The organism is Micrococcus sp. IITD107 (genome assembly GCF_041927415.1).
GTDB lineage: Bacteria > Actinomycetota > Actinomycetes > Actinomycetales > Micrococcaceae > Citricoccus > Citricoccus terreus.
Genome location: NZ_JBHFFN010000002.1, coordinates 277007 through 291271, shown reverse-complemented (window position 1 = coordinate 291271; position 14265 = coordinate 277007). Strand labels below are relative to the sequence as shown.

At 68.1% G+C, this 14265-nt stretch carries 12 protein-coding genes; 5 read left to right on the top strand and 7 right to left on the bottom strand.

All coding sequences use genetic code 11. The features are described from left to right. Positions 1-64: 64 nt before the first annotated feature. On the bottom strand, positions 65-1936 hold the full coding sequence (gene glmS / locus ACEXHE_RS05730) for a glutamine--fructose-6-phosphate transaminase (isomerizing) (protein ID WP_374785031.1): 1872 nt from the start codon (positions 1934-1936) through the stop codon (positions 65-67). 270 nt (positions 1937-2206) lie between these two features. Between glmS and ACEXHE_RS05725 the strand changes: the two genes are divergently transcribed. The 3 genes from ACEXHE_RS05725 (at position 2207) to ACEXHE_RS05715 (ending at position 5111) form a co-directional block, all read left to right on the top strand. Then, positions 2207-2740 carry a hypothetical protein gene (locus ACEXHE_RS05725; protein ID WP_374785030.1) on the top strand — a complete coding sequence of 178 codons (534 nt, stop codon included), beginning with the start codon at positions 2207-2209 and terminating at the stop codon, positions 2738-2740. A 128-nt stretch (positions 2741-2868) separates the two neighbouring features. Beyond that, positions 2869-4056: a zinc-dependent alcohol dehydrogenase gene (locus tag ACEXHE_RS05720; protein WP_374785029.1), complete on the top strand. Its 1188-nt coding sequence runs from the start codon at positions 2869-2871 to the stop codon at positions 4054-4056. Positions 4057-4079: 23 nt separating this feature from the next. Further along, entirely contained in the window at positions 4080-5111 is a 1032-nt protein-coding gene (locus ACEXHE_RS05715) for an NAD-dependent epimerase/dehydratase family protein (protein ID WP_374785250.1), read from the top strand. A 36-nt stretch (positions 5112-5147) separates the two neighbouring features. On the opposite strand, the gene ACEXHE_RS05710 is transcribed toward ACEXHE_RS05715, so the two are convergent. From ACEXHE_RS05710 to ACEXHE_RS05700, 3 genes are all read right to left on the bottom strand, one after another. Further along, positions 5148-5474 (bottom strand): hypothetical protein, encoded by a 327-nt coding sequence (locus ACEXHE_RS05710; RefSeq protein ID WP_374785028.1) that lies wholly within the window; start codon positions 5472-5474, stop codon positions 5148-5150. A 107-nt stretch (positions 5475-5581) separates the two neighbouring features. After that, positions 5582-6202: a hypothetical protein gene (locus tag ACEXHE_RS05705; protein WP_374785027.1), complete on the bottom strand. Its 621-nt coding sequence runs from the start codon at positions 6200-6202 to the stop codon at positions 5582-5584. 58 nt (positions 6203-6260) lie between these two features. Beyond that, a complete protein-coding gene (locus tag ACEXHE_RS05700) occupies positions 6261-6680 on the bottom strand; it encodes a nuclear transport factor 2 family protein (protein WP_374785026.1) in 420 nt (139 codons plus the stop codon). A gap of 100 nt (positions 6681-6780) precedes the next feature. Between ACEXHE_RS05700 and ACEXHE_RS05695 the strand changes: the two genes are divergently transcribed. Continuing rightward, on the top strand, positions 6781-7191 hold the full coding sequence (locus tag ACEXHE_RS05695) for a winged helix-turn-helix transcriptional regulator (protein WP_374785025.1): 411 nt from the start codon (positions 6781-6783) through the stop codon (positions 7189-7191). An 86-nt stretch (positions 7192-7277) separates the two neighbouring features. Then, positions 7278-9413: an acyltransferase family protein gene (locus ACEXHE_RS05690; protein WP_374785024.1), complete on the top strand. Its 2136-nt coding sequence runs from the start codon at positions 7278-7280 to the stop codon at positions 9411-9413. On the opposite strand, the gene ACEXHE_RS05685 is transcribed toward ACEXHE_RS05690, so the two are convergent. Genes ACEXHE_RS05685 through ACEXHE_RS05675 form a run of 3 tightly spaced genes read right to left on the bottom strand, consistent with a single transcriptional unit; the run spans position 9397 to position 14260 of the window. Further along, on the bottom strand, positions 9397-10503 hold the full coding sequence (locus tag ACEXHE_RS05685; RefSeq protein ID WP_374785023.1) for an O-methyltransferase: 1107 nt from the start codon (positions 10501-10503) through the stop codon (positions 9397-9399). The genes ACEXHE_RS05690 and ACEXHE_RS05685 overlap by 17 nt on opposite strands. Then, positions 10500-12974, bottom strand: coding sequence for a glycosyltransferase (locus ACEXHE_RS05680; RefSeq protein WP_374785022.1), 2475 nt, complete (start codon positions 12972-12974; stop codon positions 10500-10502). The genes ACEXHE_RS05685 and ACEXHE_RS05680 overlap by 4 nt, the downstream gene beginning before the upstream one ends. Positions 12975-12991: 17 nt before the next feature. Next, positions 12992-14260: a glycosyltransferase gene (locus ACEXHE_RS05675; protein ID WP_374785021.1), complete on the bottom strand. Its 1269-nt coding sequence runs from the start codon at positions 14258-14260 to the stop codon at positions 12992-12994. Between the last annotated feature and the right edge of the window lie 5 nt (positions 14261-14265).

Genomic DNA, 14265 nt, shown 5'->3' with positions numbered 1-14265 from the left:
TATTCCAAGGTTAGTCGCCTACCAAATCCCAGGTGAACAGCAACTAACTACGCTGAAGCGGTGATTACTCGACCGTCACTGACTTGGCAAGATTGCGCGGCTGGTCCACGTCATAACCCTTCGCAGAAGCGAGCTCCAGCGCGAAGATCTGTAGCGGAACCGTGGTGAGAAGCGGCATCAGCATGGGCAGCGTCTCCGGCACGTAGAACGTCTGTTCTGCGTACTGCTGGACGTCCTCGTCGCCCTCCTCTGCCACCACGATGGTCTTGGCCCCACGGGCGCGGACCTCCTGGATGTTGGAGACTACCTTGGCGTGGAGGGAGTGACGGTCCAGCGGAGAGGGGACCACCACGAACACCGGCTGGCCCTCGTCGATCAGAGCGATCGGGCCGTGCTTGAGCTCGCCGGCGGCGAATCCTTCCGCGTGAATGTAGGCCAGCTCCTTGAGCTTGAGTGCACCCTCCAGAGCCACGGGATAACCAACGTTTCGTCCCAGGAAAAGCACCGAAGTGGTGTCCTTCATAAAACGGGCCAACTCCTTCACCTGATCGGCCTGGTCGAGGATCGTCTGGATCTTCGCCGGGATCTCCGCCAGCTGAGCAAGGATGTCCTTGATGGCCTGGCTGTAGAGCTTCTTGTTCAGCTGCGCCAGGTAGAGGCCCAGCAGGTAGGCAGCCGTGATCTGGGCCAGGAAGGCCTTGGTCGAGGCCACTGCGATCTCCGGACCGGCGTGGGTGTACAGCACTGCATCGGACTCGCGAGGAATCGTGGAGCCGTTCGTGTTGCAGATGGACACGGTGCGTGCACCCTGTTCCTTGGCGTACCGGACCGCCATGAGCGTGTCCATGGTCTCACCGGACTGGGAGATAGAGACCACCAGCGTGTGAGGATCGATGATCGGGTCCCGGTAGCGGAACTCGTGGGAGAGCTCGACCTCCACCGGGATGCGGCACCAGTGCTCGATGGCGTACTTGGCCACCATGCCGGCGTAGGCGGAGGTGCCGCAGGCCAGGACGATGATCTTGGTGATCGACTTCAGCTCGTCGGGGTCGATGCGCAACTCGTCCAGGATCAGCTGACCAGAGGTGTCCGTGCGGCCCAGGAGGGTATCGGCCACGGCGTGCGGCTGGTCGTTGATCTCCTTCTCCATGAAGGTCTCATAGCCGTCTTTTTCGGCGGCGGAGGCGTCCCAGTCCACCGTGAAGCGCTTGCCCTCGGCAGGGTTGCCGTGGAAGTCGGTGATCTCCACCGATTCCGGGGTGATGGTGACCACCTGGTCCTGGGCCAGCTCGATGGCCTCCTTGGTGAAGTCGATGAAGCCGGAGACATCCGAACCCAGGAAGTTCTCGCCCTCACCCAGTCCCACGACCAGCGGCGAATTGCGGCGCGATGCCACCACCATGCCCGGGTGATCGGCGTGGACTGCCAGGAGCGTGAACGCACCCTCCAGACGCTGAGAGGCCAGCTGCATGGAACGGGTCATGTCCTGGTTGCCGGTGGTGCGGTAGATCTTCGCCAGCAGGGCCGCAGCGACCTCGGTGTCGGTCTCTGACCGGAAGGTCACACCATCAGCCAGCAACTCCTGCTTGAGGCTGGCGTAGTTCTCGATGATGCCGTTGTGGATCAGCGAGAGCTGGTCGTCATCGGCCAGGTGGGGGTGGGCATTGACGTCGGTGGGACCGCCGTGGGTGGCCCAGCGGGTGTGGCCGATGCCGACGGAGGCGGCGTCCACCGGGTGCTGCTCGAGCTCGGCGGAGAGATTGGCCAGCTTTCCGGCCTTCTTGCGGTGCTGGACCTCACCGTCGGCGACGACGGCGATGCCGGCCGAGTCATAGCCGCGATATTCCAGACGCTTCAGGCCCTCCATCAGGACATCCAGAGCCGAATGCTCCTTGAGCTGAGAGGGCAGGCCAACATAGCCGACGATTCCACACATGAGGGACATCATATCCGCTGCCCATCGGCCCTCCCGGCACCTTCGCACGCAGCACCGGTGAGAAGCGCCTCACCGGCCACCTGCCTCGGTCACTGGTACTGGTTGCGACCGACCCCAGAATCTCAGGACTTCCGGACCTGCCCTGGTGGAGAATCGAGGCATGGGCCGTCGTCGTGCAGGTGTCCGCGTGGGGCTGGGATGTGCCCTGCTCGCGTTGCTGCTAACGAGCGTGACCGCCATAGGTCTGGTCCGCGCGGTCTTCTCCCCGCCGTGGACTCACCTCGCGCGGACTCCGATGCACTGGTGGTGCTGGGCCCCGCTGACACCAAGCTCGCCGAAGCGGCCCGGTTGATGGGCCACGGGCCGGCACACGTGCTGGTGGTCTCCGACCAGGACCGCCGCTCCCCCACCCCGGGCACCTGCCGGCCGCAGGTCGTGGCAGAGCTGGAACGGCTCGGCTGGGTTCCGCAGGAGCCGGAGCATCTGCTGCGCTTCCGCCCGGACTCCGTCACCACGCAGGGCGAGGCCATGGTCCCCCGGCAACTCGGGGCCGAACACGGCTGGGAGTCCGTGGACCTGCTCGCCTACCCCGAGCACATCAGCCGTGCCCGGATCCTGGTGGACCGTTGCTGGTCTGAGGAATCGGCCTACCTCGCCGCGCCTGACGGCACTGCTTCTCAGGGAGGCCGTGCAGCGTGGAATGCCTTCTGGTATCAGAGTGGAGCTCTCGGCAAGGCGGCCCTCACCCCAGGTTGCGATGACATGCTGCCGCCATGGCTGGAGCAGCTCAGCTGGCGACTCTGATTCGTCCCTCCCACTTCACAAGCCCCCTCCCTCGCTTCTAGCGTCAGTCCTATAGTGCGCGCCAGAAGTGCCGGCAGGTCCGGCCACCGCCAACACCCCACCCGGTGCGCACGGAGCGGAGGTACGCCATGAAGGCACTCACCTGGCAGGGCAAGCGCAACGTCAGCGTGGAGCAGGTCCCGGATCCTCGAATCCAGGAGCCCACCGATGCGATCATCAGGATCACGTCCACCGCCATCTGCGGCTCGGACCTGCACCTCTATGAGGTCCTCGGGCCGTTCATGGATGCCGGTGATGTGATCGGGCACGAGCCCATGGGGATCGTGGAGGAGGTGGGCTCCGAGGTCACCCACATCAAGCCCGGCGACCGCGTGGTCATCCCGTTCAACATCTCCTGCGGACACTGCTGGATGTGCCAACGCGGTCTGCAGTCCCAGTGTGAGACCACCCAGGTCCGCGAGCAGGGCTCCGGTGCCGCACTGCTGGGCTACTCCCGGCTCTACGGCTCCGTCCCCGGCGGGCAGGCCGAGTACCTGCGCGTCCCCCACGCCGACTACGGCCCCATCAAGATCCCCCACACCGGCCCGGACGAGCAGTGGCTCTACCTCTCGGACATCCTGCCCACCGCCTGGCAGGGCGTGAAGTTCGCTGAAGTCCCCGAGGGCGGCTCCCTCGCCGTGATGGGACTGGGCCCCGTGGGCCAGTTCGCCGCGAGGATCGGAGTCCACCTGGGGTACCAGGTGTTCGGCGTGGACTCGGTCCCGGAGCGCCGGGCCATGGCCGAGCGCCACGGAGTCACCGTGCTGGATGCCGACGGCCTGATCGGCAAGCACGTGGCCGAGAACCTGCGGGAGGCCACGGGTGGGCGCGGCGTGGACGGGGTGGTCGACGCCGTGGGCATGGAAGCCCATGGCTCGCCGGTGGCTGGGGCTGCGCATGCCGCCGTCGGGATGTTGCCAGATGCCGTGGGGCGCCTCGCCATGAAGAACGCTGGCGTGGACAAGCTCGCCGCACTGCACACCTCGATCGACGCGGTGCGCCGCGGCGGCACCGTCTCCATGAGCGGCGTCTACGGCGGCATGGCCGACCCGATGCCGATGATGACCATCTTCGACAAGCAGATCTCCCTGCGCGGCGGCCAGTGCAACGTCAAGCACTGGATCGACGACCTGATGCCGCTGGTGGACGACCCCTCCGACCCGCTGGGCGTGCTGGACCTCGCCACCCACCAGGTGCCATTGAATGAGGCCCCGCGCATGTACGAGCTGTTCCAGAAGAAGCAGGACGGCTGCATCAAGGTGGTGCTCAAGCCATGACCGACCTGACCGGCAGCACCGGGATGCGCGTGGTGGTGGTCGGGGCGACCGGGAACGTGGGCACGGCCCTGTTGTACAGGCTGCAGACCGCCGCTGAGGTGGACTCCATTGTGGGCATCTCCCGCAAAGGCCCGGACCGTGGTGGGCCGCCGTACGAGGACGTGGAGTGGCACCGGATCGACGTGTCCGATGAGTCCGCCGGGCCGGAGCTCGAGGAGGTCATGCGCGGTGCCGACGCGGTGATCGACCTGGTGTGGGTCATCCGACCCAACCGGGACCGCGAGCATCTGCGCGCGGTGAACGTGCGCGGGAACGAGCGGGTGTTCCAGGCCGCAGTGTCCGCCGGCGTGCCGCACCTGGTCTACGCCTCCTCCGTGGGGGCGTACGGGCCAGGCCCGAAGGACAGGGCTGTGTCAGAGGCGCACCCGACGACCGGAACGCCGACCTCCCACTACGCGGCTCAGAAGGCCGAGGTGGAGGACCTGCTGGATCAGCTGGAACGGGAGAACCCGGACATGCTGGTCACTCGCCTGCGCCCGGGGCTGATCTTCCAGGCCGGAGCGGCGCCGGAGATCAAGGACTACTTCCTGGGTGATCTGGTGCCACCAGGGCTGGTGGATGGACTGCGGGTGCCGGTGCTGCCGTTCCCGCGTGGGCTGCGGTTCCAGGCAGTCTCCGCGTTCGATGTGGCCGAGGCGTACTGGCAGGTGGTGCGTCAGAAGGTGGGCGGTGCGTTCAATGTGGCTGCCGAGCCGGTGCTCGACGCGCAGACCATGGGGCAGCTGCTGGGGGCCAAACGGTACCTCGAGCTGCCGATGACGGTGTTCCGCGCGGCTGCGGCGCTGACCTATGCCGCCCGCCTGCAGCCGACCGATCCCGGGTGGCTGGACATGGCCGCGAACGTGCCGGTCATGGACACCTCAGCCATCCGCCGAGCCGTGGGATGGACAGAGACGTCCACCTCTCAGGAGGCCGTACGGGAGCTGCTGGACCACATGGCAGACGCCGAAGGCCTGGGCAACGCGAAGCACCGGTCGACGTCGCCGGTGGAGTGAGGTGAGCTGGCGGCAGGACGTGCTGCCGCCACCGCCTCAGGTGTCCAGCCCGATGGCGTGGCGGACGCTCGCCGGAGGCTGTTCGCCGCGAGCCCGGTACGCCTGAGCCACCTTCTGCGCGCGTTCCCTGCGCAGCTGCTCGCGGGGATTGATGCCCGGTTGACGGCTGGCTGTGGAGTAGATGTCGAAGCCGATGTACTTCAGCCTCCACAGGAACCGATACCAGGGTGAGAGCCCGGTGTTGTCATGCACCAGGGGGTGGGTCCGCTCGGTCTCGTGCTCCGGGGCGTCTCCGTGGCTGGAGCCCGGGTGGGACGTGAACTGCGCGTGCTTCCGTGTCTGATCCTTGTCGACGTGGGCCATGACCGGGCTCTTGTCCAGAACCGCCACCGTCAGTTCGATGGCGTGCACGTCACGCTACGCCCGACCCACGGGTACCCGAAGAGCTGGAGCCCTGTCGGTCGCTCAGATCAGTCCGTGCCGCCCAGGAACCGCGTGGAGAGGGTCTCCTCACTGATCTTCTGCACCTCGGCCTGCTGGTCCTGGGCGACCGTGTAGAGCCGCTCCATCTCAGCCCGGTCCAACTCAGGGGTGTGGTCTGCCAGCTCCGCCAGCACGTCCCACATGGCCGCTTTGGCCTGGAGTGCACCCTGGAGCAGGTCCAGCTCCACCTGTGTCCAGCCGTTGCCCTTGGACCGTGTCAGGTTCACCGGGTTGAGCCGACCGGCCACCTCGGCCACCTGGCCCACGGCCTCCTGCAGCGCCGGCGTCTTCATGCCCAGCCGTGCGATCAGCTCCTCCAGGGACTGCTGATCGGCGGCGACATCCTCGGCCAGCTTGACCAGGCGGTGGGCGTACGGGGTCCCCTCCCAGGTGTCCGCTGCAGTGCGGAACATCTTCACCCCGGACCGGGATCCCAGCAGGTGCTGGTTCAGGTAGTCCTCGAGCGTCTCCCGGTCCAGGGCCGAGTCCGCCGCCGAGCGCTCCTCTCCGGAGACCGGGGTGGGATCGGCGCTGAGATCCGGATCCACGTTCACGTGCGGGTCCGGAATGGAGGCGGGGCGCGGGGTCTGGTTCTGTGGGGTGCTCATTACTCCATCCCACCAGCCCCTGCCCCGCTGGCACAAGGCCTCAGATCGTCCTGTGGCCTCAGTCCCGGCCCCAGAAACGGTCCTCGGCTGCTCCATCCTCTGAGAACAGGCGCACCTGGGTGATCAGCCCGTCCTGAACGGTCAGCAGGTCCATGCCGGCCACGTCCAGGCGATCCCCGGTCCGCTCCCCGGCGAACCGCACCGGACAGGCAACGAGGGGGCCGTTGACCATGGGGTCCCCGGCCAGCTCCAGCCTGAACGTCCCACCGCTGATCTGGTGCATCCCACCCACCACGGCGGCAACGGCTTCGGGGCCGCGGTGCACTCCGCTGAAGCGGTTCTGTCCAGGCTGATGCCACTGCACCTGCGGACTCAGACGGGTCATGGCCCCAGCCACGTCACCGGCGACCAGCGCCTGGACGTACTCGGTGGCGACCGTGAGTGCGCTGGGTGGCGCAGACGACTTCGGCGTATCCATGGGTCCTCCTAGAGTGATGTTCGGATCCGAGTGATCCAGCGACTCGAGGATCGTGTCAACACCGCACCGGTTACCTCAACGTCAGGAAGGGCAGGACGAGATGAGGACGGACCCAGGACTGAGCGACACCCAGTGGAACGTGCTCTCTGAACCCTGTCCGTCTCGCACGTCCTTGGCCCGGATCGCGAACAAGTGGACGGCCATGATCGTGATCGTCCTGACGGACGGCCCACAGCGTTTCGGCGCCATCCAGCAGATCGTCCAAGGCATCAGCGGCAAGGTCCTGACAGACACCCTCGGAGCGCTGGAACGGGACGGCATCCTGACCCGCCACTTCTACCCGGAGAACCCACCGCGCGTGGAGTACGAGCTCACCGCTCTGGGCCGGACCCTGACCGAACCGCTCACCGCGCTGGGGAGGTGGGCCGAGGAGCACTTCGACGAGGTCCTGGACGCCCGAGACCGATACGACGACGTGCACGATCCGCTCTCCGCATCTGGTGCGTGCTGAAGCACGGCGCCTACTCCACGGTACTCTCATAGGAGTTCCCGGGACCACTCCCGCCGTATGTTCTCCCCTCAGCCGACAGAGACCCTGTGACCAGTACGCCCTCCCCCACGGCCCTCCCTGCGCCTGCCCCCGCAGGCACGAAGCCCCACTTCCGCACCGACGTCCAAGGGCTGCGCGCGGTCGCCGTGATGCTCGTGGTCCTCTATCACGGAGGGCTGTCCCTGCTGCCCGGCGGCTATGTGGGCGTCGACGTCTTCTTCGTCATCTCCGGGTTCCTCATCACCGGTCTGCTCATCCGTGAGCTGTCCTCCACCGGGACCGTCTCCCTCGTGGACTTCTACGCCCGGCGAGCCCGGCGCATCCTGCCCGCAGCACTGACGGTGCTGGTGCTCACCGTGCTCGCCTGCGTGCTGTGGCTCTCGCAGACCCGGTGGAACGGTGTGGGCTGGGACGCCCTGGGGGCGGCGTTCAGCGTGGTCAACTGGCAGTTCGCCCTCGGCAGCACCGACTACCTCCAGCAGGATGCTCCCCCCAGCCCCCTGCAGCACTACTGGTCTCTGGCCGTGGAGGAGCAGTACTACCTGATCTGGCCGGTCCTGCTGATGGTCTGCGCTGTGGGCATCACCGCGCTCGCCGCCCAGTTCCGCCCCGGCCGTACCGGCTCCTGGCGCAGGCCTTCTCACCGAGTGATCTGCACGCGCATCCTGGTGGTGTCCCTCCTGGTGATCGTGGTCTCGCTGATGCACTCGATCTCCCTCACCGCGGACAACCCCGGTGCCGCCTACTTCGTCACCACCACCCGCATGTGGGAGCTGGCCGTCGGGGCTGCCCTAGCGGCCCTGCTCCCTCTCCTGCCTGCCCTCCCCGCCACGCTGCGAGGCGCGATCGGCTGGGGCGGACTGGCCGCCGTCGTGCTCTCCGCCCTCATCCTGCATTCCGGCACGCCCTTCCCCGGCGCCGCCGCCCTGCTGCCCGTGCTCGGTTCGGCCGCGGTGATCCTGGCCGGATCGGGGCACGAGCACGTCCCGTGGGCGCCCACCCGGTACCTGTCCGTGCGGCCGATGAGGTTCCTGGGTGACATCTCCTTCTCCCTGTACCTGGTCCACTGGCCGATCCTGGTGATCGTCAGCGCCTCCGTCTTCGACGACGGGATGCCCGCGATCGCCGGCATCCCGCTGGCACTGCTGACGATCATCCCGGCGTGGCTGTGCTACCGGTTCGTGGAGCGGCCGTTCATGCGGTGGAGGTTCGTGGCGCCTCGCCGGGTGGCCCTGTGGACCGGAGCTGCGGGCATGGCCACGGCGGGACTGACCGCCCTGGCCCTGGTGGTGGTCCCACCGCTGCTGCGCACCAGCACCGAGCTGGTGGCAGAGGGCGAGCGCGTGGGGGCCGAAGTGCTGCTGGACGACCCCGCAGCCGGTGTTCCTGCGGACCAGGTGGAGGCCATCCGCCCGGCCCCCGCCGACGCCGCGGAGGACCGGCCCCAGTCCTCGCTGGACGGGTGCCACCAGGGGTTCGAGGAGACCGAACCGCGGCACTGCACCTACGGCGTGCCCGAGGCCGAGACCACCCTGGTGCTGATCGGCGATTCGCACGCCGGGCACTGGCTGCCCGCCCTGCAGAATGCGGCGCAGGAGCATGGGTGGCGGATCCACACGATCACCAAGGCCGCCTGCACGCCCTTGGCCACACCGGTCCCCCGGCGAGTCAACGGAGTGGAGACGGACTACACCGAGTGCCGTGAGTGGGGCGCCAAGACCGTGGCGGCGGTCCAGGAGCTGGATCCGGACCTGGTGGTGGTGGGTGCCTCGAAGTACACCCCCGGAGACGAGCGTCCGGTGTCCCAGGGACTGGCCCAGGCGTGGACTGCCTTCACCGACGCCGGTCTGGACCTGGTGGTCCTCAACGACGTTCCGCGCCCCGGGATCGAGATCCCCGAGTGCATCGAGGAGAACCCCGGCGAACTCACGCGGTGTGCCGTCCCGCGGGAGGAGGCCGTGGCCAACAGCGGTGCGCCGAGCATCGCCGAGGCCGCGCGTCTGCACGGAGAGGTGGAGGTCCTCGACTTCACGGACTCGATCTGCCCGGCCGAGCAGTGCGCGGCGGTGATCGGCGGGGTGATGGTGTACTCCGACTCGCACCACCTGACCGCCACCTACTCAGCCACCCTGGGCCCTGAACTGGGCCGGGCCCTGGCCGAAAGGCTCAGCCGCGGCGGATGATCCCGCCGATCCGCAGCGTGTCCAGCTCGAACCGCTCGAACTCGGGGTACTGCTCCAGCCACCGGTCCAGGATCTGGTGCTCCTCCGGCCGGCCGAAGTCATCCATCAGGACCATGCAGCGCGGGGCCAGCCGGTCGATCAGCTGCGGCAGAGCCGGGTAGCGGGCGAACTCGCCCGTGGACTGCGGCGGGCCATCCACCACCAGCAGGTCGATGTCCCGCACCTCACCGAGCTCGGCGGTCGAGTACCAGGAGTACTCCTTGCCGTCCACCACGGTCGGAGTCAGCGGGGCCAGGATCACCTCGGCCGCGTCCTGCAGACCCAGCAGCTGCAGGTTCCGCCGGGTCTTCTCCGCGTACTCCGGCTCGTGGTCCAGGGAGGTCACGTGCCCACCGGTGCGCTGGGCGAACTCTCCCAGCCAGCAGGTGGAGACTCCGCTGCCGACCTCCAGCACCCGCCGGGGCTGGTAGTCGATCAGCAGGTCTGAGAGGGTCAGCAGACCGTCCGCATCCATGGCGAAGCCGCCCGAGGCCGGGAACCGGCGCGTGGAGGTGTCCACGCGCGGCATCAGCTGCATCAGCGACTCGACCTGACGGACGGACTCCCGGGACTCCTCGGTGACGTGCCTCCGGGTCTTGTGGCTGTCATTGGTGATCAGGTCCTGGACGGAGCTGCTCAGACGGTCGATGCGCTCCTCCAGGGCCACCAGGCGGTCCTCCTGCGAGAAGCCGGACCGGTCCACCGAGGCCAACAGGCGCCGTTCGGCGGCCTCCAGCCGACCCAGCACCGAGTCCGCACCCGCCGCGCCGCCACCGGGCTGGGCCACGGCCTGATGGGTCTCGTGCAGCATCTGGGTGTACGGGCGTCCCCGGCGACGGGCCATCCCCAGGCCGACGTAGAGGATGCGGCGTGCGGCCAGGGCACCCACACCGACCACGGCCAGCAGCAGCAGAAAGACCACCGCCAGCGTGATCCAGAAGGTGGAGGAGGCAATCGAGACCGATCCCGCCGTCCCGGCCACCACCAGGGTCACCGCGATGAGCAGGATCGCCAGAGCCATCAGCGGGGCAACTCGTTTCAACTGTCTCATTCGCTCATCCCATCGTTGATGCTCAGGTGGTTCTTGACGTATCGGAGGAATCGGCGGCCGTCGTGGGCATCGCGTGCGTAGTCTCGCGCCGCACCCGCCAGTCGCAGGTACTCCTCGGGGTCGGTTCGCAGCTGCTCCATCACCTGGGTCACGGTCTCGGGCGTGGCGATCTTCACCAGACCGGGGTAGAGCCTCGCGGTCTCCTGGTCGGTGATCACCACGGTCCCAGCGGCCATCGCCTCGAGCATCTCCCGATCATTGCCACGGGTGCGGCCACGCGAGTCGAACTTCACCAGGAAGTCCGCGGCTCGCCAGAAGACCAGCGGATCGATCTCCCCCACCGAGAAGGCCACCCACGACGGCGGCAGCGTCACCTCTCCGAGGACGCGCAGGACGGCAGTGGCCTCGCCCATCAGACGCAGGTCCACAGTCCCGTCCGTGGGATAGGCCTGCCTCATCTCCAGCTCATCCACGGGCCAATCCACCGGCCCCAGACCGGCGTGACGACCGACGACGATCGGTCCGGCGGTCCGGGCCGGCCGCAGGCGGTGGGCATGCCATCGTGGTCCCACCACGAGCGGGTAGGACGAGCCGGACACCGGCACCCCGTGCTGGGTCTGGAAGGCCTCGAGTCCGCCCTTGCGGGTGACGGTCCACTCCACGGGTGCCGGGAACATCGCCTCGGCCATCTCCTGGGCGCGCCGCGGGATGTAGGTCTGCATCTGGCGATCCATGCCGGCGAGGTCCTCGTCTCCGACCATGACCACCCGGTCCGGAGACAGGCCCAGCCCGCCCTGATGACCGAGGTGGATCACGGCGGGGTCACGCACGATCACAGTGCCCACCGTGTCCGGCCCGTGGGCGTAGACCTGACCGATCTCACCGCGGTTGATCATCTCCTGGACCGGTGCCACGAGTACGGCTCCGGCCATCAGCAGCCCGTAGGGTGCGTCCAGCTGCAGGACGGACACACTGAGGCCGGCGTCCAGACAGGCGCGGATCTCGTCCACGGCCGAGCGCACCGAGGAGCTGGGGCGGCGCCAGTCGGCGATGAAGCACAGGTCGAAGTGCTTCGGCTGGTACTCCTTGCCGCGCATGTTGGCCGGTCCCACGAACGGTCGTGTGTCCTCGCCGTACAGGTCCAGCGCCAGGTCCTCCGGCCGAGAGGTGGCATGCCAATGCCGGTAGGCGTTCCGGAATCCACGACGCATGGGGTGGTTCCACCCGGGGCGGAAGTCCGAGCGGGACAACGAGCCGAAGGACAGGCGGATCACGTAGAGCGGGTAGTCCATCGCCTCGACCGGGCGGCCGCTCCAACGCTCGAGCCGCTCCCGGAACTCGGAGTCCGCCGCCTTGCGGAAGGGCAGGTAGCCGCCGACCCCGATCGCGTCCTCACGGCGGACCATCAGGCTGACCTCGCACCGGCGGTCCGGATCCAGGCCGCGTGCCACTCGCACCATCCGATCGTCCACACGGGTGGCCCAGGTCATCACCCCCACCAGGTCCGGACGTCCGTGGAGGTGCTGGACCTGCAGTGCCAGGCGCTGGGGGTGGGACCAGTCGTCGGTGTCCTGACCGGTGATGTACTCGCCCCGGGCGGCGCGCAGGCCGGCGTTCCTGGCCCGGTAGGTCCCGCCGTTGCGCTCCATTCGGATCAGCCGGATCCGATCGTCCTGGGCCGCGAGGGCATCCAGCACGGCCGGGTCGGTGTCCGGGGAGCAGTCGTCGATCAGCAGGACCTCGAGGTTGCGCCAGGTCTGGTTCAGGATCGAGTTCAAGGCTGTGGTCAGTTCGCCCAGATCCGGGTTGTAGGTGGTCAGGATGACCGAGACCAGAGGCCCTCCCTCGATGACCTCGTCCGTGGGCGCGCAGAGCGTGTCGAAGGGCTTGGCCGCGTCCGGGTCCACGCGCAGCGGCGCCAGCTTCTTGCCGGTGAAGGGGCGGTTGAACGCCTTGAGCCAGGCTTCGTGACCGGCGGTGCGGTCGGTGGCGAAGGGGTTAATCGCGTCGGCGCGGAGGTATCCGGAGAATTCGGCGGAGAGGTCCGGGTCCTTGGACAGGATCCGCCGGACCTCTTCGTGCTCACCACGGGCGTAGAGCATCTCCACCAGGAGCCGACGGAATCGGAGGTTGCTGCTCATTCGCCGCTGGTTCGCCAGGGCCAGGCGCAGGGCCTTCAGCACGAAGTCGTCGTGGGCCGGCTCGATGTGCTGGATGGCCAGGGAATGGGCCATCCGGGAGAGGATTCGGGGGTCGATGCCCTCGATCTCTCCGCGTTCGACCTGGTCCTGGAGCTGCGCGAAGCTCAGACGTCCCTGAGTGGCCGCGTGGGCGAAGAGCTCACCGGTCAGCGAGCTCTCGGCTGACACGGCCCAGCGATCGATGCGGCCGTGCATCTTGGGACCCAGCAGGTCCATCAGGGCGGGCGGGATCAGGTCCTCAGCGTCGAGTGCCGTCGAGTGGGTCTCCACAGTTCCTTCTCGTTCCATCATGGGATGTCGTCGTCACCTTCAGCGGAGGGGGAATGCTTCAGTCTTCCAGAGACGATCTGGGCCGCCGCTTCGGCGCCGTCGGCCGGCACCGGTGCCTCCGGCCAGGTGTGGCCGGGATCGTCCAGCAGGCGGGCCACGGAGGCGATCTGCTGTGCCAGCTCCTCACCGGAGCGGGCGCACCGCCCCAGGCCGAGCTCCTGTGCGGTGCGGGCTCGGCGGACCTGGTCATCGGTGACGGTCCGCTCATTGGGCACGAAGATCGTGGGCAGGCCCAGGGCGATGCTCTCCTGGACGGTGTTGTACCCCGCCGCGGCGACCGCGAAGTCGAAGGCGCGGAAACACCGGGCGATGGGGTACGCACTGACCACCCGCAGACGGGAGTCCTCAGTCTCGGACTCGGACAAGGGTGACTTGGTCATGACCGGCACCCAGTCCTGTCCCAGTCCCAAGACGGCCTCCAGCGAGGTGACCGCAGCCTCCTGGCCGTCATAGATGGTCCCTCCGCCGAGGTTGATCAGCACATGGCGGTCTGCGGGGTCCAGTCCCAGGGCGGCGCAAGCCGCATCCCGGTCCAGCAGCTCATCTGCGGTGGTCAGGGTGATCGGGTTGACGTGGTGCACCTCGATGCCGGGACCGACGTCCACGACCTCGGGGCAGCCGTAGTCACCGGGGACGATGATCTCGTCGCTCACGGTGGCGGCCCGGTGACGTTGGACCGCCTTCCGGTCCGACTCCTCACGCCAGCAGCCGCGCTGCATCCAGATCAGCGGGATGCCCGCAGCCCGGCAGACCTCATGCAGACCGCGGTACACCCAGGCTCCGTCGAAGACCACCCCGGAGGGCTGCAGCTCCTCCACGGTCTTGATCACCTCGCGGCCGAAGAGATCGTTCCACGTCCGTGGACTCATCTGGGCGGCGTCATGCGAGGGGAAGTACCGGATCGGAATCCCCAGGTCCGCGACCCGGCGGTACCCCTTGGAGAGGGTGAGGATCGTGGCGGGGGTGCCCTGGGGCAGGGCACTGGCCACCGCCAGCATCCGGGTGATGTGGCCCATCCCGGCACCGTTGCTGGTGACGAACAGGACGGATCCGGAGGGGCGGACCTCCACGCGGTCCTGCCCGTAGGCCCACCGCAGGTGGGTGCGGTGCACCCACTGGGCGGCCGGTGCCGGAAGGAGCCGGTCCTGCGCGGACCGCGCCGCCGCTCGGACCCGACGGACGGGTCGCGCTGCGACGGCGCGGATCAGGGCGCGAGGACGGCTCACGATGC

Bases quoted from the DNA above. Each gene is read 5' to 3' on its own strand.
- ACEXHE_RS05700 (WP_374785026.1), bottom strand. From the start codon at position 6,680: ATGGATACGCCGAAGTCGTCTGCGCCACCCAGCGCACTCACGGTCGCC.
- ACEXHE_RS05710 (WP_374785028.1), bottom strand. From the start codon at position 5,474: ATGGCCCACGTCGACAAGGATCAGACACGGAAGCACGCGCAGTTCACG.
- ACEXHE_RS05720 (WP_374785029.1), top strand. From the start codon at position 2,869: ATGAAGGCACTCACCTGGCAGGGCAAGCGCAACGTCAGCGTGGAGCAG.
- ACEXHE_RS05715 (WP_374785250.1), top strand. From the start codon at position 4,080: ATGCGCGTGGTGGTGGTCGGGGCGACCGGGAACGTGGGCACGGCCCTG.
- ACEXHE_RS05695 (WP_374785025.1), top strand. From the start codon at position 6,781: ATGAGGACGGACCCAGGACTGAGCGACACCCAGTGGAACGTGCTCTCT.
- glmS (WP_374785031.1), bottom strand. From the start codon at position 1,936: ATGTGTGGAATCGTCGGCTATGTTGGCCTGCCCTCTCAGCTCAAGGAG.
- ACEXHE_RS05705 (WP_374785027.1), bottom strand. From the start codon at position 6,202: ATGAGCACCCCACAGAACCAGACCCCGCGCCCCGCCTCCATTCCGGAC.
- ACEXHE_RS05685 (WP_374785023.1), bottom strand. From the start codon at position 10,503: ATGAGACAGTTGAAACGAGTTGCCCCGCTGATGGCTCTGGCGATCCTG.